The organism is Pseudomonas sp. LFS074 (assembly GCF_047978165.1).
GTDB lineage: Bacteria > Pseudomonadota > Gammaproteobacteria > Pseudomonadales > Pseudomonadaceae > Aquipseudomonas > Aquipseudomonas putida_P.
Genome location: NZ_JBFPFV010000001.1, coordinates 588,980 through 610,907, shown reverse-complemented (window position 1 = coordinate 610,907; position 21,928 = coordinate 588,980). Strand labels below are relative to the sequence as shown.

Genomic DNA, 21,928 nt, shown 5'->3' with positions numbered 1-21,928 from the left:
CACAATAGCCAGGAGACACACCATGCGTTACGCACATCCCGGTACCGAAGGCGCGAAGGTTTCCTTCAAGAGCCGCTACGGCAACTACATCGGTGGTGAGTTCGTTCCTCCGGTAAAGGGGCAGTACTTCGAAAATACCTCCCCGGTGAATGGCAAGCTGATCGCTGAATTCCCTCGCTCCACTGCCGAAGACATCGACAAGGCCCTGGATGCCGCCCATGCTGCGGCCGACGCCTGGGGCCGCACGTCGGTGCAGGACCGCTCCAACGTTCTGCTGAAGATTGCCGACCGTATCGAGCAGAACCTCGAGCTGCTGGCCATTACCGAAACCTGGGACAACGGCAAGCCAATCCGCGAAACCCTAAACGCCGACATCCCGCTGGCGGTCGACCACTTCCGCTACTTCGCTGGCTGCATCCGCGCCCAGGAAGGCGGCGCGGCCGAGATCAACGAAGGCACCGTGGCCTATCACATCCATGAGCCGCTGGGCGTGGTCGGGCAGATCATCCCGTGGAACTTCCCGATCCTGATGGCGGCCTGGAAGCTGGCGCCCGCGCTGGCCGCGGGTAACTGCGTGGTGCTCAAGCCTGCCGAGCAAACGCCCCTGGGCATCACCGTGCTGCTGGAAGTGATCGGCGACCTGCTGCCACCTGGCGTGCTGAACGTGGTGCAAGGCTATGGCCGCGAAGCCGGTGAAGCCCTGGCCACCAGCAAGCGCATCGCCAAGATCGCCTTCACCGGCTCGACTCCGGTTGGCTCGCACATCATGAAATGCGCCGCCGAGAACATCATCCCGTCAACTGTCGAACTGGGCGGCAAATCGCCGAACGTGTACTTCGAAGACATCATGCAAGCCGAGCCAAGCTTCATCGAGAAGGCGGCCGAAGGCATGGTGCTGGCATTCTTCAACCAGGGCGAAGTGTGCACCTGCCCATCGCGGGCACTGGTACAGGAGTCGATCTACCCGCAGTTCATGGAAGTGGTGATGAAGAAGGTGCTGCAGATCAAGCGCGGCGACCCGCTGGACACCGACACCATGGTCGGCGCCCAGGCCTCGCAGCAGCAGTTCGAGAAGATTCTGTCGTACCTCGACATCGCCCAGAAGGAAGGCGCCGAGCTGCTGACCGGCGGCAAGGTGGAAAAACTGGAAGGCTCGCTGGCCACCGGTTACTACATCCAACCGACCCTGCTCAAGGGCAACAACAAGATGCGCGTGTTCCAGGAAGAAATCTTCGGCCCGGTGGTCAGCGTCACCACCTTCAAGGACGAAGCCGAAGCGCTGGCGATTGCCAACGACACCGAGTTCGGCCTGGGCGCCGGCGTATGGACCCGCGACATCAACCGTGCCTACCGCATGGGCCGTGGCATCAAGGCTGGCCGTGTATGGACCAACTGCTACCACCTGTACCCGGCGCATGCCGCGTTTGGCGGGTACAAGAAGTCCGGTGTTGGCCGTGAGACGCACAAGATGATGCTCGACCACTATCAGCAGACCAAGAACCTGCTGGTGAGCTACGACATCAATCCGCTGGGCTTCTTCTAATCCGCGTCGCGGCCCTCGCGGGCTCGCCCGCTCCCACAAGCTCTGCACATGACTTGAATGTTGTGCAATCCCTGTGAGGGCGGGCAAGCGCGCGACGAGGCCGGGCCTGCATTTAACAATGCCAAAGCGGTTGCCGTGCACCAACCGCTCTGGCTCGCTTCCTGCAGTACCCATCACCATCGGCCCGGAACCCTTCCGGCCACCAAGAAAAACAACAGGTGAAACTATGCCAAGCGATCATTCCGCCGGCTCGCCGGCAGGCTCTTCCGTAGACTTCGAAAAAGTCGGTTCGGACTATTTCCAGCAACGTGAACTGAAAAAAGGCGCCGCCGGCTGGGTACTGCTGGTCGGCCTGGGCGTGGCCTATGTCATCTCCGGCGACTACGCTGGCTGGAACTTCGGCCTGGCCCAGGGCGGCTGGGGTGGCATGTTCCTGGCCACCCTGCTGATGGCCACCATGTACCTGTGCATGTGTTTCTCATTGGCCGAGCTGTCGTCGATGATCCCCACCGCAGGCGGCGGCTACGGCTTTGCCCGCAGCGCCTTCGGCCCGTGGGGCGGCTTCCTGACCGGGACGGCGATCCTCATCGAATACGCCATCGCACCCGCCGCCATCGCCGTGTTCATCGGCGCCTACTGCCAGTCACTGTTCGGCATCGGCGGCTGGATGATCTACCTGGCGTTCTACATCGTGTTCATCGGCATCCACATCTTTGGCGTGGGTGAGGCGTTGAAGCTGATGTTCATCATCACCGCTATCGCAGCCATCGCCCTGGCGGTGTTCCTGGTGAGCATGGTGCCCCATTTTGATGCAGCCAACCTGTTCGACATCGCCAAAACGGACGCGGTAGGCGCCAGCAGCTTCCTGCCGTTCGGCTATGTCGGTGTGTGGGCGGCGATTCCTTACGCCATCTGGTTCTTCCTTGCCGTAGAAGGTGTGCCACTGGCCGCCGAAGAGACCAAGAACCCCAAGCGCGACCTGCCACGCGGCCTGATCGGTGCCATGCTGGTACTGCTGGCCTTCGCCCTGCTGATCTTGGTGGTCGGGCCTGGCGGTGCGGGGTCCGAAGCCCTGAAAGCGTCCGGTAACCCGCTGGTCGAGGCATTGTCCAAGGCCTACGGCGGCAACACCTGGATGGGCGGTTTCGTCAACCTGGTGGGCCTGGCCGGGCTGATCGCCAGCTTCTTCTCGATCATCTACGCCTATTCCCGGCAGATCTTCGCCCTGTCCCGCGCGGGCTACCTGCCCCGCAAATTGTCGCAAACCAACAAGAGCAAGGCCCCGGTGCTGGCCTTGATCATCCCTGGCATCATCGGTTTTGCCTTGTCGCTGACCGGCCAGGGTGACCTGCTGATCCTGGTTGCCGTATTCGGCGCTACCCTGTCTTACGTGCTGATGATGGCCGCGCACATCACCTTGCGCATCCGCCGGCCGAAGATGGAACGCCCATACCGCACCCCGGGTGGCGTCTTCACCTCGGGCGTAGCCTTGGTGCTGGCGTGCATCGCCGTGGTCGCCGGCTTCCTGGTCGACCCACGGGTGGTGATTGGCGCCGCAGTGATCTATGCGGTATTAATTGCCTACTTTGCTTTCTACAGCCGCCACCACCTGGTCGCGGGCACACCGGAAGAGGAATTCGCCGCGATCCAGAAGGCCGAAGAGGCCCTGCACTGATCGCCGCCACCCGCCGCGGGGCAACCCGCGGCTCTGGAGATTCTGTATGGCAAGTTTCGTACACACGGTCGGCCACCTGGTCTACCGCTTCGACAGCCTCAAGGACGTAATGGCCAAGGCCAGCCCGGCACGCTCGGGGGACTACCTGGCGGGCGTCGCGGCCAGCAACGACGGCGAACGTGTCGCGGCGCAGATGGCGTTGGCCAATATCCCACTGACGCACTTCCTCAACGAAGCCCTGATCCCTTACGAGGATGACGAGGTCACCCGCCTTATCGTCGATACACACGACGCCCAGGCTTTCGCCCCGGTCAGCCACCTGACCGTGGGCGGCCTGCGCGACTGGCTGCTCAGCGAAGAGGCCGATGAAGACAGCCTTCGCGCCCTGGCGCCCGGGCTGACACCCGAAATGGCGGCAGCGGTGTCGAAGATCATGCGCGTGCAGGACCTGGTGCTGGTGGCGCAGAAGATCCGCGTGGTCACGCGCTTTCGCGGCACCATGGGCCTGCGCGGGCGCCTGTCGACGCGGTTGCAACCCAACCACCCGACCGACGAACCGGCCGGTATTGCCGCCAGCATTCTCGACGGCCTGCTGTACGGCAACGGCGACGCCATGATCGGCATCAACCCGGCCACCGACAGCATCGCCTCGATCTGCGCCCTGCTGGAAATGCTCGATGCCATCATCCAACGCTACGACATCCCTACTCAGTCCTGCGTGCTGACCCACGTCACCACCTCGATCGAAGCGATCAACCGTGGCGTGCCCCTGGACCTGGTGTTCCAGTCCATCGCCGGCACCGAGGCAGCCAACGCTGGCTTCGGTATCAACCTGAACGTGTTGCAGGAAGGCTACGAAGCCGGCCTGTCGTTGAAACGTGGCACCCTTGGGCAAAACCTGATGTATTTCGAAACCGGCCAGGGCAGCGCACTGTCGGCCAACGCCCACCATGGCGTCGACCAGCAAACCTGCGAAACCCGCGCCTATGCCGTGGCCCGCCACTTCAAGCCGTTTCTGGTCAACACCGTGGTCGGCTTCATTGGCCCGGAGTACCTGTACAACGGCAAGCAGATCATCCGCGCAGGCCTTGAAGACCACTTCTGCGGCAAGCTGCTGGGTGTGCCGATGGGCTGCGACATCTGCTACACCAACCACGCCGAAGCCGACCAGGATGACATGGACACCCTGCTGACCTTGCTGGGTGTGGCCGGGATCAACTTCATCATGGGCATCCCCGGCTCCGACGACATCATGCTCAACTACCAGACCACCTCGTTCCATGACGCGCTGTACGCGCGCCAGACCCTCGGCCTGAAGCCTGGGCCGGAATTCGAGGCATGGCTGGCCCGCACCGGCATCTTCACCCAGGCCGATGGCCGGGTGCGCTTTGGTGACAACCTGCCACCGGCCTTTCGCCAGGCCCTGGCACAGCTTGCATAGGGATGACCATGGACCATCGCACGCCTACCCCCGACAACCCTTGGCTGGCCCTGCGCAACCTGACCCCGGCGCGCATCGCCCTGGGCCGCACCGGCACCAGCCTGCCGACCGGCGCGCAACTGGACTTCCAGTTCGCCCATGCCCAGGCCCGCGATGCCGTACACCTGGCCTTCGACCACGCCGGCCTGGCCAGCCAGCTGAGTGATCGCGGGCGCGACAGCCTGGTGCTGCACAGCGCCGCCAGCGACCGCCACCAGTACCTGCAGCGCCCGGACTTGGGGCGACGGCTGAACGAAGACTCGATTGCCACCCTGCGCCAGCACACCCAGGCCAACCCCGGCGGCGTCGACCTGGCCATCGTGGTCGCCGACGGCCTCTCGGCGCTGGCCGTGCATCGCCACACCCTGCCGTTTCTGAACCGCTTCGAGGAGCAGGCCGCCGCCGACGGCTGGACCAGCGCCCCGGTGGTGCTGGTGCAGCAAGGCCGTGTGGCAGTGGCCGATGAGGTCGGCGAGCTGCTCGGCGCACGCATGACAGTGATGCTGATCGGCGAACGCCCGGGGCTGAGTTCGCCTGACAGCCTGGGCTTGTATTTCACCTATGCACCGAAGGTTGGCCTGACCGACGCCTACCGCAACTGCATTTCCAACATCCGCCTGGAGGGGCTGAGCTATGGCATGGCGGCTCACCGCCTGCTGTACTTGATGCGCGAAGCCTGCCGGCGCCAACTTTCCGGGGTGAATTTGAAGGACGAGGCCGAGGTCCATAGCCTGGAGAGTGAAGGCAGTGCCAGCCAGAAAGGTAACTTCCTGCTCGGCAAAGGGTAAAAAACATGTCACGGAAGGCGGATTGCACTTGTGCCGCGCATTGGGCAGCATGCCCTTGAAAGCTGCTGGCATTCCGCTGTTTCCCAAAATGGACTCTGAGGGCCGCACATGCGCATCATCAAGGCAACCCTGGAACACCTCGACCTGCTCACGCCATTGTTCGTCAAATACCGCGAGTTCTATGGTCAGCTGCCCTACCCCGACAGCTCGCGCAGCTTTTTGGAAAAGCGCCTGAAACGGGATGAATCGGTGATCTACCTGGCGCTACCGGATGATGACGACAGCAAACTGATGGGCTTCTGCCAGCTGTACCCCAGCTACTCGTCGCTGTCATTGAAGCGGGTGTGGATTCTCAACGATATCTATGTAGCCGAAGACTCGCGGCGCATGCTGGTGGCCGACCACCTGATGCGCGAAGCGAAGAAAATGGCCAAGGACACCAACGCCGTACGCATGCGGGTGTCGACCAGCGCGGACAACGAAGTTGCACACAAGACTTACGAATCCATCGGTTTTCGCGAAGACACCGAGTTCAAGAGCTATATCCTGCCGATCAGCCAGGATTGACCGGTGGCGGCCTTTTCGCGGGCACGCCCCCGAAGAGGCCGCCACAGGATTACCTCTATCGTAACCCCCCGCTACAAACTCCCCGGGCATGTTCCTGACTTAGCCGTATAATGCCTCTTCTGTCATGTGTGAAATTTTACCCATCCCCAGGTAACCGAGCCTACGCCCCAGAACACAGGTGCTGTACATGGATTTCAACCCGCTGGACCTTATCCTGCATCTCGATGCTTACCTCGATCTGCTGGTCACCAATTACGGTCCCTGGATCTACGCCATCCTGTTCACCGTGATCTTCTGCGAAACCGGGCTGGTGGTAATGCCCTTCCTGCCGGGCGATTCGCTACTGTTCATCGCCGGCGCCGTGGCTGCGGGTGGCGGTATGGACCCTGTCCTGCTGGCCGGCCTGCTGATGGTTGCCGCGATCCTGGGTGACAGCACCAATTACGTGATCGGCCGAACGGCCGGCGAGCGCTTGTTCAACAACCCCAACTCCAAGATATTCCGCCGCGATTACCTGCAACGCACCCACGAGTTCTATGAACGCCATGGCGGCAAGACCGTGACCCTCGCGCGCTTCCTGCCCATCCTGCGCACCTTCGCGCCGTTCGTCGCCGGCATCGCCCACATGCATTACCCACGCTTCCTTGGCTTCAGTGTCGCCGGCTCGCTGCTGTGGGTCGGCGGGCTGGTCACCCTGGGTTATTTCTTCGGCAACGTGCCGTTCATCAAGCAGCACCTGTCGCTGATGGTGGTGGGCATTATCATCCTGTCGCTGGTGCCGATGATTCTCGGCCTGCTGCGTGGGCGTCTGGGCCGCACGGCCAAGGCTCACTGAACACGCACAAGAGCAACCGGCATGTGGTCATTCAGCGCCTGGCGGCGCAAGCGCACTCTGGCGCGTTACCCGATCACGCCACAGCAATGGCAGGCCGTACGCGAGCGCCTGCCCATGCTGGACGGCATCACTGACGCAGAAGACCAATGGCTGCGCGAAGCCTGCATCCTGTTCCTGCTCGACAAGCACCTCACCTGCCTGCCCGGCGTCGAACTGGACGACGAGCAGCGCCTGTTGCTGGCCGCCCAGGCACAGTTGCCACTGCTGCACCTGGGCGAGCTGAACTGGTACCAGGGCTTCCACGAAATCATCCTGTACCCCGACGACTTCAAGAGCCCCCAGCGGCACCGCGATGCCAGTGGCGTGGAGCATGTGTGGGACGGCGAGCACAGCGGCGAAGCCTGGCAACAGGGGCCGATCATCCTCGCCTGGAACGGCGTGCTGGGCAGCGGTGGCTGGGAGGCCTACAACCTGGTCATCCATGAGCTGGCGCACAAGCTCGACATGCTCAACGGCGATGCCAACGGCCTGCCACCACTGCACAGCGGCATGCCGGTGGATGAGTGGGCAACAGCCATGCAGCAGGCTTACGACGACCTCAACCGCCAGTTGGATGCCGACCCTGACGCCGAAACCGCCATCGACCCATACGCTGCAGAAAACCCGGCAGAATTCTTTGCCGTCACCAGCGAATACTTCTTTAGTGCCCCCGACCTGCTGCATCAGGCTTATCCACAGGTCTACCGCCAGTTGTCGCAGTTCTACCGGCAAGACCCGCTGGCGCGCCTTTGCCGGCTGCAGGCCGAACACCCCGAGTACCGCGAAAGCCACGCCTGACGGGGCCGCACATCAGGCCAGACGTGGCATGCCCCGGCAGAATGTGCCTATAATCGCCGCCACTTTTTTGGTCAAACACGGGGGCACTGCCCAATGAGCTACAGCAAGATTCCGGCGGGCAAAGACCTGCCGAACGACATCTACGTCGCCATCGAGATCCCGGCCAACCACGCGCCGATCAAATACGAGATCGACAAGGACAGCGACACGCTGTTCGTCGACCGCTTCATGGCTACCCCAATGTTCTACCCAGCCAACTACGGTTTCATCCCGAACACCCTGGCTGACGACGGTGACCCGCTGGACGTGCTGGTGGTTACCCCTTATCCGGTAGCGCCAGGCTCGGTAATCCGCGCCCGCCCGGTTGGCGTACTGAACATGACCGACGACGGCGGCGGCGACGCCAAGGTCATCGCCGTTCCTCACGACAAGCTGTCGCAGCTGTACGTCGACGTGAAGGAATACACCGACCTGCCAGCCCTGCTGATCCAGCAAATCGAGCACTTCTTTGCCAACTACAAAGATCTCGAGAAGGGCAAGTGGGTCAAGATCGAAGGCTGGGAGGGCGCTGACGCTGCCCGTGCTGCGATCACCAAATCGGTTGCTGCCTACAAGGGCTGATACCGGTTGCATAAAAAACCCCGCCTTGGCGGGGTTTTTTTACGCCTGAAAGGGCGATGCGCTGATTACTAGTAAGAAATCCTACGCAGTCCTACACCAACGCCCTACAGGCGGCCTCTTTTCACACAAACCCCATCAACACCCGGTTCATATCCTTGCTGGCACCCCGCCGCTACACTCGCTGCCATGAACACTTCCGGTGACCGCCTCAAGGCCCTGCTGCATGAATGCGGCCTGACCCCTTCCGATTTCGCCGCCCAGCGCAGCGTCACACCGCAGCACGTCAACAACTGGTTCAAACGCGGTGTGCCTTTGGCCCGGCTGGATGAGCTGGCCGACCTGTTTTGTGTGCACCGCCGTTGGCTGCGCACCGGTGAAGGGCCCAAACACCCCAACCCGATCCTGCGCAACGGCCCGCCAAAGCCGGCACTCGCCAACCCACCCACTCCGCTGTCGGTGCGACACGGCCGGGTACTGAACGTGCCTTATTACGAGATGCATAACAGCCTGCTGTCGCCAGTGGCGGGCAAAAACCTGCGCCTGCCGGCAAAGGCCCTGAAGGGGTTGGGTGTACAGGCCGGTAACGCGATCTGCCTGGCGATGCCGGCCGGCAACATGCTCCCGTTGATTCCGCTGGAGGCCACCCTGGCCATCGACCTGAGCATGACCCGAGTGGTCGATGGCGAGACCTATGCCCTGCTGCACAACGGCATGCTCAGGGTTAACAGCCTCAGCCTTGGCCTGCACGATACGCTCTATCTGCACAGCCATGACCGGCGTAACTATGCGGTCGAACGCTACACCCCAGCGCAGCGCCAGGCGCAGGGGCTGGAGATCCTTGGCTGGGTGTTCCACTGGTCACATTTCCGCCAGCAGCGGCCAGGCTGAAACACCCTGTGCCATTTTTTGCTGGGCATCCTGCGCGGGCCCTTGTATGCTACGCGGCACATTTAGCCCCGACCGGCGCAAGCCGCGGTCCAGAGGGCTCGGCGATATCCCACACGGGCATCTGCCATCTCTTTCAGGCCCTTGATGGCCACACAGTTAAGGCGATTGCGGCTTACCATAAATTAGTCGGAAGCGTCCCCGAGAAGCCGGCCACAAGCCGGCTTTTTAATACCCCGTCGTATACGCTACAACCGGCAGATCCTCGTACGTGGCGTCAGATGTGCGGGCTGGCCGAGAGCTTCAAGCTGCTCTTCAGGAATTCCTCACGAACCTGATGCATCTGCAAGTGGGTTTTCCCCGTCGCATAGTCCAGCCCCGCGAGCCCCATTTTCAGCGCCAGCTCGGGGTGCCGCGCCGCATATCGAATACGGTCAGCCAAACTGGACGGGTTACCGGTTTCAAACGTGAGCGCATTGTGCCTGCTGGTAATATCCTGCACCCCGGATGTGTCGGAGCCGATGACGGGAACGCCCTGGCTGAACGCATCGAATATGATTCGGGGTTGTTCCTGCTTCAATGTCGGGACCAACAGCCAGTCATGCTGGGCAATGATCGTGAAAAAGTCTTTGCCATAATCGACTGCGCTCTGAAACCTCACCGCGACGGCGCCACGGTACTCAGCGGCAAAGCGTAGGCAGTGCGCTTTCAAATCCCCGTCACCCATGAGAGTGATCGTGATTTCAACGCCTTCGACGTTCAGTTGTTCAATGGCTTCAAGAACGACCATGACACCTTTATCCACGACCAGGCGTGAGGGGTAAAGCAAGTTGAGTGTACGCTCACGCCTACCTTCGAATCGCCTCCTGACTGCCTCCGGGGCCGCCATGTACTGCTTATCGAGCCAGCTGGCAGGGTTAATTAACGTGTGGCTATTGTTGCCCCCGAGAAAATATTCCTTGTAGAAAGATTGAGTGAATATCCTGGCGTTTGCCAGCTTCAAACAGCGTTTCAACAGGAGGGAGTGTGCGTAGTGCTCGATGACTGCCCTGAACGTCCGCGTATCACCCTGGCCCAGCATCCAGAATGAAGACTCTATGACAACAACCCATTGAAAGCGAAACAGGGGTTTCAGGGGCAGCAGGTAGAAGGACAACGGAAATGCCCAACCGGCACCGTCGGAATGCACGACCCTCGCCGATTTACAGGCTTTGGCGACGCACATGAAATTGGGTAGGAAATTCTTTAATACAGAGGCAAGCCCATAGTCTTTTCTCAAGCCGTAAAGCCATTTCACATTCAGATGACTAATGCTTTGCAACCCTTCGACGTTGTTGCTTTTTTCAACAGGGCAGCAGATGCCGAAGTTTTCTATGTAGCTCAGATGAAGCTCTATATCCTTGACCCACAAAGGGTCAGTAAAAAGTTCACCTTGCTCGTTTACAACAATCGGTATTCGGGTAAACAGGATATATGGGTCTTCAATCATATTCCCCTCACAGGGATGCCTGGACACGATCAGTTGAATTGTCTACATGGGGCCTACTCCTCAAAACCAGCCGTCCATCTCAACAACGTTTCAGCGTCCTTGCAGACCTCCTGCACACGCAGTAAGCACTCCGCTAGGGCTACACTCTAGTGCGACTCAACCGATTGCACACGCAGTGCTGCAAAAAAACCAGGCGGTCATGGCGCCGGTAAGCCGGCGCCAAAAACAGTCATGCCAAACTAGCTATATATATCGTTCAATGAGCGCCGCACCTGGGATATCGACGCATCAGAAGTCATACCGCGCGCCAACCATCATGCTGCGCGACGGCCCGTAAAAGTTGAATGTCGAAGTTGACCCCACCCGCGACAGGTAGTCCCGATCGAACAGGTTGTTGACGTTGAAGGTGGCCGTCAGCTTCGAGGTAACCGGGTACGACAGCATCGCATCCACTGTGGCATAGCCCGGTGCATCGATACGCACACCGCCATTTTCGGAATAGAAGTTGCTCATCGCCGATATGCCGCCACCCACGGCCAGGCCAGTCAGCGGCCCTTGGTTGATGGTGTATTTGCTCCACAGTGATGCCTGGTTGCGCGGCATGATGAAGAAGGTGGTTTCGGCGTCACCCTTGACGGTTTCGGTTTCCATCCAGGTGTAGCCGGCCAGCAGTTCCCAATTTGCCGTCAGCTTGCCGCTCACTTCTACTTCCGCGCCCTTCACACGTGTCTTGCCGGCTGCAACGGAGTCGGTAGTTGCTACGCCATCAGCGTCGTACAGCGTGGTGGCGCGGTTCTTGTCGGTCAGCCGGAACACCGACAACCGGGTATTCAGGTCGCCGCCAAAGTAGCTGCTCTTCAGGCCGAGCTCATACTGCTCGCCTTCACGCGGCTTCAGCACGCGGCCGTTGCTGTCGGTGTCGGACTGCGGCTTGAACACCTGCGAGTAGCTGGCATACAACGCGTGGTTATCGGTCAGGTCGTAGACCAGGCCGCCATATGGAGTGAAGTGACCGTCCACGCGTTTGCTGTCATTGGTGGTGGCGCCGCTGCTCAGGGTAGTGGTGTAGAAGTCACCGCGATACCAGCTGAAACGACCACCGGCGATCAGCGCCAGGCGATCGATCGGGCGGAACGTAACCTTGGAGTACAGCCCGTATTCCTCTTCCTGCATGCCGGTTTCGGTGCTGTAGTTGGGCGACGGCTTGGCGAACTGCTTCGGCGAATAGGTGTTGACGTTGATGGCACCCAGGTTGGTGGTGCCGTTGAGGTACTCGGTATCGTAGTTCTTATAGTCGCTGCCGACCACGAACTCGCTGACCTGGCCGAATGTTTCGAACGGCTGGCTGTAGCTGGCGTCCAGCGAGTAGGTGTCCTGGGTGAAATCGCGGGCGCTGGCGCGTTCGGAGTTGGCACCGGTAGTGGCGTTGGTCGCAGTGAAGGCATACAGGTAATTTGTATCGCGGTGCGAGCCACGGGCAGCGACACGGCCGTAGCCACCGTTATCGAAGCGGTGGGTCAGTTCAGCAACCAGGTCGGTGGTCTTGCCGTCGAAGTAGTTCCAGTCGGCCCCCAGGAAACGCGAATGGCTGAAGTCGGGCACTTCACCGGACAACGTGGCCGGGTAGCCGTTGTGCGGGGTGATGTTCTTCACTTCGTGCATCAGCCCGAACGACAGCGTGGTGGCCTCGTCCAGGTCGATGTCCAGCGCACCGTAGTAGCTGTTACTGGTGTTGGCGTTGTAATCGACTTCGCCATTGGTGTCGTCACGGGATGCGATGAAGCGCCCGCGCACGCGGCCGGCGTCATCCAGCGGCCCGCTCAGGTCGATTTCCTCGTGGTTGGTGTCCCAGGTGCCGTAGCTGCCTTCGATGTGGCCCTGGAATTCGGCCGTCGGGCGCTTGCGCACCATGTTGACGATGCCACCCAGTTCACTGGTACTGCTGAACAGCCCAGCCGGGCCACGCATGATTTCGACTCGGTCGAACGCCGCCAGCGACGGCACAGTGCCGAAGATACTGGCCATGGGGGCCGGCAGGCCGTCGATGTTGAATTCGCTGTACTCGTAGCCACGGGCGTAGATTGACGAGCGGCCGCTATCGTTGGTCAGGGTGCGCAGGCCGGCGGTGTACTTGGCCAGGTCATCCAGGTGCACGAACTGGCGGTCCTTGACGTAGTCCTGGGTGTAGACGGTGATGGACTGGGGAATGTCCTTTAGCGCTGCTGGCGTCTTGGTGCCCACTGTAGCGGCATCGACGCTGTAGCCCCCGGTTTCTTCCGATGGCAGCATGTCGTAAAGGCGGTTGCCCTCGATGGTCAATGCTGGCAGGTCGAGCGAGGCATCCTCGGCTGCCGCCTGAGTCGCTACAGTTTCAGCCAGTGCCGACAACGAAAATGGCGCCAGCAGCCCCAGTACCAGCCAGCCCCGCACCCGTCGCGGGCTCCCCACACCTTTGAAACCGTTCATGCCACACCCTTCGCCCAAGTGATAATAATTCGCAAACGAAACAAGTTGCTTTTTGCGAACGATACCGGAGCGAAAACGGGGGTGCAGCATCATTAACCTTCTTAACACATTGGGGCGTTGCCCTCGGGCCGCTGGCAATGGGATGATTCGTAACTGATAGAAGTTCTCATTCAAGGCTCGCCGTGCCCACCTCACTTCTCCTTGTCGAAGACGACCCTCGCCTGCTTCAAGACCTGGAACGCCATTTCCTCAACCGCGGTTTCCAGGTGCACGCCTGCGCCAGCGGCACCCAGGCACTGAATGCCATACAGCAATCGCAGTTCGATTTGGTGCTGTTGGACATCATGCTGCCAGGCATCGACGGCCTCAGCCTGCTCGACGAGCTGCGCCGACAACAGGCGGTACCGGTCATGCTGATGTCGGCGCTAGGCGCCGAGCAAGATCGCATCAGCGGCTTTACCCGTGGCGCGGACGATTACCTGCCCAAGCCCTTCAGCCTGGCGGAGCTGGACGCCCGGGTCGACGCCTTGCTGCGGCGTGTGGCATTCGACCGTGGCACGGCGCTGCGTACCGACGTCGGCGAGGTGATGCTGGACCACGACCGTCAAGACGTTATCCACAACGGCAATGCCGCTGGCCTCACCGCTTCCGAATTCCGCTTGCTGGTGACGCTGCGGGCGCACCCCGGCGAAGCCTTGAGCAAACCCTTCCTGTACCGGAGCGTGCTGCACCGGGCCTATACCCGCCTGGACAGGGGCCTGGACGTGCATGTGTGCAACCTGCGCCGCAAGCTGGCCGACATCAGTGCCCAGCACCTGCAGATCCAGGCCGTGCGTGGCCAAGGGTATGTCCTGATCGACACGGAACAGCCCTGATGCGTCGCCACCCTTTGCTATGGAAACTGGCGGTACTGCAGGTCAGCTTCTGCCTGCTGCTGGTCTGGCTGATCTGGACCTGGGGCCTGTCGGTAGAGCGCAGTACCTACTTCCTGTCCCAGGGCGACCAGGATTACCTGGCCCGCTATGCACAACAAGCCGAACAGGCCTGGAACCAGGGCGGCGCGGAAGGCGCCGAGGCCTGGCGCAGGCAACTGGAACAAGCCGAGGACACCTGGGTTGCCTTGGTCGGGCCGCACCTGCAAAGCCTTGGCACCACGCCACTGAATGCCGAGCAAGCCAGCCACCTGACCTTCATGCGCAAACTCGACTGGCCAATGAGCCGGCGCCTGCAGGATGAGCTGCCGTATGTCAGCATCGAGTTCCCGCAACACCCCGAGCACGGCCGCCTGGTGCTGCAACTGCCCGAGCGCCTGCTGCCCACCGGCCTGACACCGTGGACCCATGTGATCACCCACGGCGTTGCACCCGCACTGCTCGCACTGCTGCTGGGCCTGGCGTTGTACCGACATTTGGTCGTACCGCTGAACCGCCTGCGCGACCGCGCCGACGCCCTGCGTGCCGACGACCTGGACAGCCCCGCCCTGCCCCTGCAGGAACGCCGTGACGAGCTGGGTGAACTGGCACAGGCCTTCGAACACATGGCCGGGCGCCTGCGCCAGAGCCTGGAACAACAGCGCCTGCTGTTGCGCACACTGTCTCACGAATTGCGCACGCCACTGGCGCGGCTGCGCATTGCCCATGACAGCGACTTGCCACCGCCACAACTGCGCGAACGCCTGGACCGCGAAGTCGCCGACATGCAAAAGCTGCTGGAAGACACGCTGGACCTGGCCTGGATGGACACCGAACAGCCCAGCCTGCCGACCGAACCGGTGTTGATGCTTTCGGTATGGGAAGCACTGTGCCAGGACGTTTGCTTCGAAAGCGGCTGGGCCCCGTCGCGCCTGCCGTGTTCGCTCGGTACCGACTGCCGGGTACAGGCTCACTTGGACAGCCTGGCCCAAGCCCTGGAAAACCTGCTGCGCAATGCCATTCGCCACTCGCCGGCCGAGGGCCGGGTGAGCCTGGATGGCTGGCGTGAGGGCGATTGCTGGCACCTGCGCCTGAGCGATCAAGGCCCCGGTGTGCCTGACATCGACCTGGAACGCATCTTCAAGCCTTACCAGCGCCTGGCCGGTAGCGGAGCGGGCTTCGGCCTGGGCCTGGCCATCGCCCGCCGCGCCATCGAGCTGCAAGGTGGCCGCTTGTGGGCCAGCAACGGCCACCCTGGCCTGTGCCTGCACATGACCTTGCCGCTTGCCAGGGACTGTTTAGAAAGTTAATGCGCTTTACGCCCAATCAGGACTGATTATCATCTTGGCGCACCCGCCTTGCGCTCCTCGCAAAGCCCTGACGAGACGCCTGATGAGCAAGATGACCCTGACGCTGGCTTTGGCACTGGCCCTTGCAGCCCCTGTCGCCCTGGCGCAGCCCGAGCACAACCAGAAAATGGACACTTCGCTGCTGCAGCGCAAGGGCCTGGCGTACCGCTTCAGCCATCTCGATATGGACTCGGCAGACGGCCAGCGCCACTACCGCCTGTGGGTCGGCCAGCCGAACCGCCCGGCACCCGCATCCGGGTATCCGGTGCTGTGGATGCTCGATGGCAATGCCGCGCTAGGGGCGCTGGACAGCCAGCAACTGGGCAAGCTCGCTGCCGGTCAGGCGCCATTGCTTGTGGCCGTGGGTTACCAGACCGACCAGCGTATCGAGCGAACTGCGCGCACCTATGACTACACCCCGGCATTGCCTGGGCGGACAGAACAACACGACCCGTTGACCGGGGAGCCCAGTGGCGGCGTGGAGGCGTTCGTTGACCTGCTGACCGGGCCCATGCGCAACAAGGTGGCTGGCGTGGCACCCATCGACCTGCGAAGGCAAACCCTGTGGGGCCACTCCTACGGCGGGCTGGCCGTGCTGCATACACTGTTCACCCGGCCCGGCGCATTCAGCGACTACGCCGCCGCCAGCCCATCACTGTGGTGGCATGACGGGGCCATCGTGCAGGAGGCGCGGGGGCTTGAGCAGCGCTTGGGCAACAACCCTGCGCGGCTGCTACTGATGCGGGGCAGCGAGGAACCTGCGAGCCCCAGGGCGCAGTTAAAGGGCGATGTGGAGAAGCCCGCGCGCGAACTGACGGCAGACCTGGCCAAGGTAAAAGGCCTTCAGGTGCGCTTCGAACGGTTCGAGGGGCTGGACCATGGGCAAATGCTGGGGGCTTCTTTGCGTACGGTGCTCAAGCAGCTGGCCAGATAACGACGTATCCGGCTGCAGTTGTTCGAGGCGCTCCTGGCTAGCCCTTCACACACACCACCTGCCGCAGGGTGTGAACCACCTCGACAAGCGCCTGCTGGGCACGCATCACCGCGTCGATGTCCTTGTACGCCATCGGGATTTCGTCGATTACATCCTTGTCCTTGCGGCATTCCACATGCGCCGTGGCCCGCCGTTGGTCCTCGACGGTGAAGCGGCTTTTGGCCTTGGTCCGGCTCATCACGCGCCCAGCGCCATGGCTGCAGGAGCAGAACGACTCCTCATTGCCCAGCCCACGCACGATGAAGCTTCTGGCGCCCATGGAGCCTGGGATGATGCCCAACTGCCCCTTCTGCGCCGACACCGCCCCCTTGCGCGTGACCAACACTTCGCGGCCAAAGTGCTGCTCACGCTGTACATAGTTGTGGTGGCAGTTCACCGCTTCCAGGCTGGCCTCGAACGGTTTGCCCAGCGCCTTGCGAGCAGCGCCGACCACGGCCAGCATCATCAGCTCGCGGTTCTGCCGGGCGTAGTCCTGTGCCCACTCCACGGCCTGGACGTAGTCCGCGAAATGGCGACTGCCTTCCTCGAAATACGCCAGGTCCTTGTCCGGCAGGTTGGCCAGGTGCTGACGCATGTCGGCCTGGGCCAGTTCGATGAACAGGTTGCCGATGGCATTGCCCACACCGCGCGAGCCGCTGTGCAGCATGAACCAGACGCGGTCGGCCTCATCCAGGCACACTTCGATGAAGTGGTTGCCACCGCCCAAGGTGCCCAGGTGGTGACGGTTGTTGGTCTTCTCCAGGCGCGGGTACTTGTCGGTAATGGCCTTGAAGCGCCCGGCCAACTGGCCCCAGGCCTTGTCTGCCTTGGCCGGCACATCGGCCCAGGCGCCCTGGTCACGTTTGCCGAAGGTTTTGCCATGGGGCACCGCCTGCTCGATGGCGCTGCGCAGGCCATGCAGGTTGTCTGGCAGGTCACGGGCGTGCAAAGAAGTGCGCGCAGCGATCATGCCGCAGCCGATGTCCACGCCAACCGCTGCGGGAATGATCGCACTGACCGTGGGGATCACGCTGCCGATGGTCGAGCCCTTGCCCAGGTGCACGTCCGGCATCACCGCCAGATGCTTGAAGATGAACGGCATCCTGGCCGTGTTCATCAGTTGCCGGCGGGCGTCCTCCTCGACCGGCACGCCATCAGTCCATAATTTGACCGGCTTGCCGCCGGCGACTTGGAGAATGTCCATGGGGGTACTCCAGAAAGGCCATGCCTGCATGATACCGCCGAAGGTCGTAGAACAGCGGGTTGCCAGTGGGGTGGCACTGTGCGGTATGCTTGCCCGGTCTTCAGGGCGGGGTGAAAGTCCCCACCGGCGGTAAATCGAAAGATGAGCCCGCGAGCGCCCCGGCCATGCCGGGGGTCAGCAGATCTGGTGCAACTCCAGAGCCGACGGTCATAGTCCGGATGAAAGAAGGCGTCAGGCAGGGGCCATTCGGGCGCCCTTGCGCGCGCATTTTGTTCGCCCCGAGACGTTCATCGATCATTCACGAGGAGCGTTTCATGTCCACCCAGCACCTTTCGCAATTTCCCAATGTTTCCGCCGCCATCGCCGCCTTCCAGGCCGGGCGCCCTGTACTGCTGCTCGACGATAACGACCGCGAGGACGAAGCGGACATCATTGCCGCCGCCGAGAACATTACGTTGCAGACCATGGCCATGATGATCCGCGACTGCAGCGGTATCGTCTGCCTGTGCCTGGATGAAGCCACCGTCGACGCGCTGCAGCTGGCACCGATGGTGCAGAACAACCAGGCCCGCCACGGCACCGGCTTCACCGTCACCATCGAGGCAGCAGAAGGCATTACCACCGGGGTTTCTGCCCAGGACCGTATCACCACCATCGACGCGGCACTGCGTTCCAGCGCCGAACAGCGCCATATCGTCAGCCCAGGCCATGTGTTCCCGCTGCGCGCCCGCAATGGCGGGGTACTGACCCGCCGTGGGCACACCGAAGGTTCGGTTGACCTGGCGCGCCTGGCTGGCCTGCGCCCGGCGGCTGTGTTGTGCGAACTGATGAACCCCGATGGCAGCATGGCCCGGGGCGAGCAGGTGGCGGTGTATGCGCGGCAGTACAATTTGCCGGTGCTCACCATCGAAGAACTGGCGCGGTATCGTGAGGCCTTGTTGGAGCTGGAAGCAGAGCCAGCCTGATAGGTCACCTTCAGGTTGTTCGCGTTCACGCCCGCTGCCACAGGTACCCCACAGTTCTTCAAGGCTGTGGAGTACCTGTGGCAGCGGGGGTGCCCGCGAAAGAGCCCTTGATACCCACCTCATTGCCCCTGAAGTTTGCTCCCCCCGCCCCGCTCTGCTAGTGTCGCGCCGTTCTGAATGCCACCGAGACAGTCGCCATGGCCCGCAAAAAAGCCTCCCTCGATTTCGAGCAATCCCTCGCAGACCTGCAAGCACTGGTCGAGCGCCTGGAGAACGGCGAGTTGTCGCTGGAAGAGTCGCTGGCCGCCTTCGAACAAGGCATCGCCCTGACCCGTGATTGCCAGGGCGCCCTGGCCCAGGCCGAACAGAAGGTGCAAATTCTGCTGGAGCGCGACGGCGAGCTGGCTGCCCAGCCCTTCGACGCGGAGCCAGACGTATGATTGGTACCTACCAGGCCAGTTGCCAGGCGCGGGTCGATACCGCCCTCGAACCGCTGTTCATCGCCCCGACCAAAGAGCTGGAGCGCCTTTACGCCGCCATGCGCTACAGCGTGATGAACGGCGGCAAGCGCGTGCGCCCGTTGCTGGCCTACGCGGCCTGCGAAGCCCTGGGCGCACCCGCCGAACAGGCCAACGGCGCCGCCTGCGCGGTCGAGCTGATCCACGCTTACTCGCTGGTGCATGACGACCTGCCGGCCATGGACGACGACGACCTGCGTCGCGGCCAGCCAACCACTCACAAAGCGTTCGATGAAGCCTGCGCCATCCTGGCTGGCGACGGCCTGCAGAGCCTGGCGTTCAGCGCCCTGCTCGACCCACACCTGAGCCCGCAGGCAGACAACATCCGCCTGGCCATGGTCCAGGCATTGGCCAAGGCTGCCGGCCCGGCCGGCATGGTCGGCGGCCAGGCCATCGACCTCGGCTCAGTGGGCCTGAAGCTGGACCAGCAGGCGCTGGAATTCATGCACCGACACAAGACCGGCGCGCTGATCGAAGCCAGCGTCCGCCTCGGCGCCCTGGCCAGTGCCCGCGCCGAACAAGCGCAGCTCGATGCCCTGCAAACTTATGCACAGGCCATCGGCCTGGCATTCCAGGTGCAGGACGATATCCTCGATGTGGAAAGCGATACCGCCACCCTGGGTAAACGCCAGGGCGCCGACATAGCCCGTGACAAACCGACCTATCCGGCCCTGCTGGGCCTGGAAGCGGCCAAGGCCTATGCAATCGAACTGCGCGACCAGGCGCTGATCGCACTGCAAGGGTTCGGTGAAACGGCCGAGCCGCTGCGGGCGCTGGCGCGCTACATCGTCGAACGCCGTAACTGATGGATTGGGGCCGCTGCGCGCCCCATGCGACACCCGTCTGAATGGGCAGTATTTCCTACAATGGGGTAAACTGCCGCGTCTTCACACACCTATAACGACTCGCCTGATGCCCACGACGTTTCAAGAGATCCCCCGCGAACGCCCGGTCACGCCGTTGCTCGACCGCGCTGACACGCCTGCCGGCCTGCGCCGGTTGGCCGAAGCCGACCTGGAGACCCTGGCCGACGAATTGCGCCAGGAACTGCTCTATACCGTGGGGCAGACCGGTGGGCACTTTGGTGCCGGTCTGGGCGTGATCGAGCTGACCATCGCCCTGCACTACGTGTTCGACACCCCGGACGACCGGCTGGTGTGGGACGTGGGCCACCAGGCCTACCCGCACAAGATCCTCACCGGGCGCCGTAACCGCATGCTCAGCCTGCGCCAGAAGGACGGCATCGCCGCCTTCCCGCGCCGCAGCGAAAGCGAGTACGACACCTTTGGCGTCGGCCACTCCAGCACCTCCATCAGCGCCGCGCTGGGCATGGCCATTGCCGCCCGTCTGCAAAACAGTGCACGCAAGTCGATCGCGGTGATCGGCGATGGCGCGCTGACCGCCGGTATGGCCTTCGAGGCGTTGAACCACGCCCAGGAGGTCAACGCCGACATGCTGGTGATCCTCAACGACAACGACATGTCGATTTCGCGCAATGTCGGCGGCCTGTCCAACTACCTGGCCAAGATCCTCTCCAGCCGCACCTACGCGAGCATGCGCGAAGGCAGCAAGAAAGTGCTGTCGCGCCTGCCAGGTGCCTGGGAAATCGCCCGCCGCACCGAGGAGTACGCCAAGGGCATGCTGGTGCCAGGTACGCTGTTCGAAGAGCTGGGCTGGAACTACATCGGCCCGATCGACGGCCACGACCTGCCGACCATGATCGCCACCTTGCGCAACATGCGTGACCTGAAGGGCCCGCAGTTCCTGCACGTGGTGACCAAGAAGGGCAAGGGCTTCGCCCCGGCCGAGGTCGACCCGATCGGCTACCACGCCATCACCAAGCTGGAGCCAGCCGACAAGCCAGCCGCGCCGAAGAAAGTCAGCGGCCCGAAATATTCCGCCGTGTTCGGCCAGTGGCTGTGCGACATGGCCGCCGCCGACAACCGCCTGGTGGGCATTACCCCGGCGATGAAGGAAGGCTCGGACCTGGTCGACTTCAGCGAACGCTACCCGCAACGCTACTTCGACGTGGCCATCGCCGAGCAGCACGCCGTGACCCTGGCGGCCGGCATGGCCTGCGAGGGCAGCAAGCCGGTGGTGGCGATCTACTCCACCTTCCTGCAGCGTGCCTACGACCAGCTGATCCACGACGTGGCCGTGCAGAACCTCGACGTGCTGTTCGCCATCGACCGCGCCGGCCTGGTCGGCGAAGACGGCCCGACCCACGCCGGCAGCTACGACCTGTCGTACCTGCGCTGCATTCCGGGCATGCTGGTGATGACGCCTAGCGACGAGAACGAGCTGCGCAAGATGCTCAGCACCGGCCACCTGTACAACGGCCCAGCGGCCGTGCGCTACCCGCGTGGCACTGGCCCGAACGCGCCGATCAGCGGTGACCTGCAGCCACTGGAAATCGGCAAGGGCGTGGTTCGCCGCCAAGGCGAGAAAGTCGCCTTGCTGGTGTTCGGCGTGCAACTGGCCGAGGCCATGCAGGTGGCCGAGCAGATCAACGCCACGGTGGTCGACATGCGCTTCGTCAAGCCGCTGGACGAGGCCTTGGTGCTGGAGCTGGCTGGCAGCCACGAACTGCTGGTAACCATCGAAGAGAACGCCATCATGGGTGGTGCGGGCGCTGCCGTGGGTGAGTTCCTGGCCAGTCAGGCGGTGCTCAAGCCGCTGCTGCACCTGGGGCTGCCGGATATCTATGTCGAGCACGCCAAGCCTGCGCAAATGCTGGCAGAGTGCGGGCTGGATGCAGCCGGGATCGAGGCTTCGGTGAAGGCTCGCATGGCCAAGCTCGGGCTGTAACCCTCGGGGCCACT

Annotated in this window: 19 protein-coding genes and 1 riboswitch; of the genes, 16 read left to right on the top strand and 3 right to left on the bottom strand. The window is 62.6% G+C overall.

Annotated features, from left to right (window positions below):
- Positions 1–22 precede the first annotated feature (22 nt).
- The 9 genes from ACNQP3_RS02835 to ACNQP3_RS02795 all read left to right on the top strand — a co-directional run bounded on the left by ACNQP3_RS02835 (position 23) and on the right by ACNQP3_RS02795 (position 9,234).
- Positions 23–1,543 carry an aldehyde dehydrogenase family protein gene (locus ACNQP3_RS02835; RefSeq protein WP_012270312.1) on the top strand — a complete coding sequence of 507 codons (1,521 nt, stop codon included), beginning with the start codon at positions 23–25 and terminating at the stop codon, positions 1,541–1,543.
- Between the two features lie 226 nt (positions 1,544–1,769).
- Positions 1,770–3,218 carry an ethanolamine permease gene (gene eat, locus ACNQP3_RS02830; RefSeq protein ID WP_012270311.1) on the top strand — a complete coding sequence of 483 codons (1,449 nt, stop codon included), beginning with the start codon at positions 1,770–1,772 and terminating at the stop codon, positions 3,216–3,218.
- A 46-nt stretch (positions 3,219–3,264) separates the two neighbouring features.
- A complete protein-coding gene (locus ACNQP3_RS02825) occupies positions 3,265–4,659 on the top strand; it encodes an ethanolamine ammonia-lyase subunit EutB (protein ID WP_264316769.1) in 1,395 nt (464 codons plus the stop codon).
- Between the two features lie 8 nt (positions 4,660–4,667).
- Positions 4,668–5,486 carry an ethanolamine ammonia-lyase subunit EutC gene (gene eutC, locus ACNQP3_RS02820; protein ID WP_012270309.1) on the top strand — a complete coding sequence of 273 codons (819 nt, stop codon included), beginning with the start codon at positions 4,668–4,670 and terminating at the stop codon, positions 5,484–5,486.
- Between the two features lie 108 nt (positions 5,487–5,594).
- Positions 5,595–6,053, top strand: a complete 459-nt coding sequence (locus ACNQP3_RS02815) for a GNAT family N-acetyltransferase (RefSeq protein WP_012270308.1) — start codon at positions 5,595–5,597, stop codon at positions 6,051–6,053.
- 187 nt (positions 6,054–6,240) lie between these two features.
- Positions 6,241–6,888 carry a DedA family protein gene (locus tag ACNQP3_RS02810; RefSeq protein WP_012270307.1) on the top strand — a complete coding sequence of 216 codons (648 nt, stop codon included), beginning with the start codon at positions 6,241–6,243 and terminating at the stop codon, positions 6,886–6,888.
- Positions 6,889–6,909: 21 nt separating this feature from the next.
- Positions 6,910–7,725, top strand: a complete 816-nt coding sequence (locus ACNQP3_RS02805; RefSeq protein ID WP_012270306.1) for a zinc-dependent peptidase — start codon at positions 6,910–6,912, stop codon at positions 7,723–7,725.
- 93 nt (positions 7,726–7,818) lie between these two features.
- A complete protein-coding gene (gene ppa, locus ACNQP3_RS02800) occupies positions 7,819–8,346 on the top strand; it encodes an inorganic diphosphatase (RefSeq protein ID WP_003255365.1) in 528 nt (175 codons plus the stop codon).
- Positions 8,347–8,532: 186 nt separating this feature from the next.
- Positions 8,533–9,234: a LexA family transcriptional regulator gene (locus ACNQP3_RS02795; protein ID WP_012270305.1), complete on the top strand. Its 702-nt coding sequence runs from the start codon at positions 8,533–8,535 to the stop codon at positions 9,232–9,234.
- 274 nt (positions 9,235–9,508) lie between these two features.
- Here the strand turns inward: ACNQP3_RS02795 and ACNQP3_RS02790 are convergent, their stop codons facing one another.
- Together ACNQP3_RS02790 and ACNQP3_RS02785 are read right to left on the bottom strand one after the other, a co-directional pair.
- Positions 9,509–10,720 carry a glycosyltransferase family 4 protein gene (locus ACNQP3_RS02790; protein WP_012270304.1) on the bottom strand — a complete coding sequence of 404 codons (1,212 nt, stop codon included), beginning with the start codon at positions 10,718–10,720 and terminating at the stop codon, positions 9,509–9,511.
- 288 nt (positions 10,721–11,008) lie between these two features.
- Complete coding sequence (locus ACNQP3_RS02785) at positions 11,009–13,186, bottom strand: TonB-dependent siderophore receptor (protein ID WP_012270303.1); 2,178 nt, start codon at positions 13,184–13,186, stop codon at positions 11,009–11,011.
- A 182-nt stretch (positions 13,187–13,368) separates the two neighbouring features.
- On the opposite strand from ACNQP3_RS02785, the gene ACNQP3_RS02780 reads away from it, so the two are divergent.
- From ACNQP3_RS02780 to ACNQP3_RS02770, 3 genes are all read left to right on the top strand, one after another.
- Positions 13,369–14,061 (top strand): response regulator transcription factor, encoded by a 693-nt coding sequence (locus ACNQP3_RS02780; RefSeq protein WP_264316768.1) that lies wholly within the window; start codon positions 13,369–13,371, stop codon positions 14,059–14,061.
- Positions 14,061–15,407 carry a sensor histidine kinase gene (locus ACNQP3_RS02775; protein WP_060515785.1) on the top strand — a complete coding sequence of 449 codons (1,347 nt, stop codon included), beginning with the start codon at positions 14,061–14,063 and terminating at the stop codon, positions 15,405–15,407. The genes ACNQP3_RS02780 and ACNQP3_RS02775 overlap by 1 nt, the downstream gene beginning before the upstream one ends.
- An 82-nt stretch (positions 15,408–15,489) precedes the next feature.
- Entirely contained in the window at positions 15,490–16,380 is an 891-nt protein-coding gene (locus ACNQP3_RS02770) for an alpha/beta hydrolase (RefSeq protein ID WP_264316767.1), read from the top strand.
- Between the two features lie 37 nt (positions 16,381–16,417).
- Here ACNQP3_RS02770 and ACNQP3_RS02765 read toward each other — a convergent pair whose 3' ends face one another.
- Positions 16,418–17,623, bottom strand: coding sequence for an RtcB family protein (locus ACNQP3_RS02765; protein ID WP_264316766.1), 1,206 nt, complete (start codon positions 17,621–17,623; stop codon positions 16,418–16,420).
- 92 nt (positions 17,624–17,715) lie between these two features.
- Positions 17,716–17,857: riboswitch (FMN riboswitch) on the top strand.
- An 80-nt stretch (positions 17,858–17,937) separates the two neighbouring features.
- On the opposite strand from ACNQP3_RS02765, the gene ribB reads away from it, so the two are divergent.
- The 4 genes from ribB (at position 17,938) to dxs (ending at position 21,914) form a co-directional block, all read left to right on the top strand.
- Entirely contained in the window at positions 17,938–18,588 is a 651-nt protein-coding gene (gene ribB, locus ACNQP3_RS02760; RefSeq protein WP_012270298.1) for a 3,4-dihydroxy-2-butanone-4-phosphate synthase, read from the top strand.
- A 197-nt stretch (positions 18,589–18,785) separates the two neighbouring features.
- Entirely contained in the window at positions 18,786–19,028 is a 243-nt protein-coding gene (locus ACNQP3_RS02755; protein ID WP_012270297.1) for an exodeoxyribonuclease VII small subunit, read from the top strand.
- Entirely contained in the window at positions 19,025–19,912 is an 888-nt protein-coding gene (gene ispA, locus ACNQP3_RS02750; RefSeq protein WP_012270296.1) for a (2E,6E)-farnesyl diphosphate synthase, read from the top strand. The genes ACNQP3_RS02755 and ispA overlap by 4 nt, the downstream gene beginning before the upstream one ends.
- A gap of 106 nt (positions 19,913–20,018) precedes the next feature.
- Positions 20,019–21,914: a 1-deoxy-D-xylulose-5-phosphate synthase gene (gene dxs / locus ACNQP3_RS02745; RefSeq protein WP_060515788.1), complete on the top strand. Its 1,896-nt coding sequence runs from the start codon at positions 20,019–20,021 to the stop codon at positions 21,912–21,914.
- The last annotated feature ends 14 nt before the right edge of the window (positions 21,915–21,928 follow it).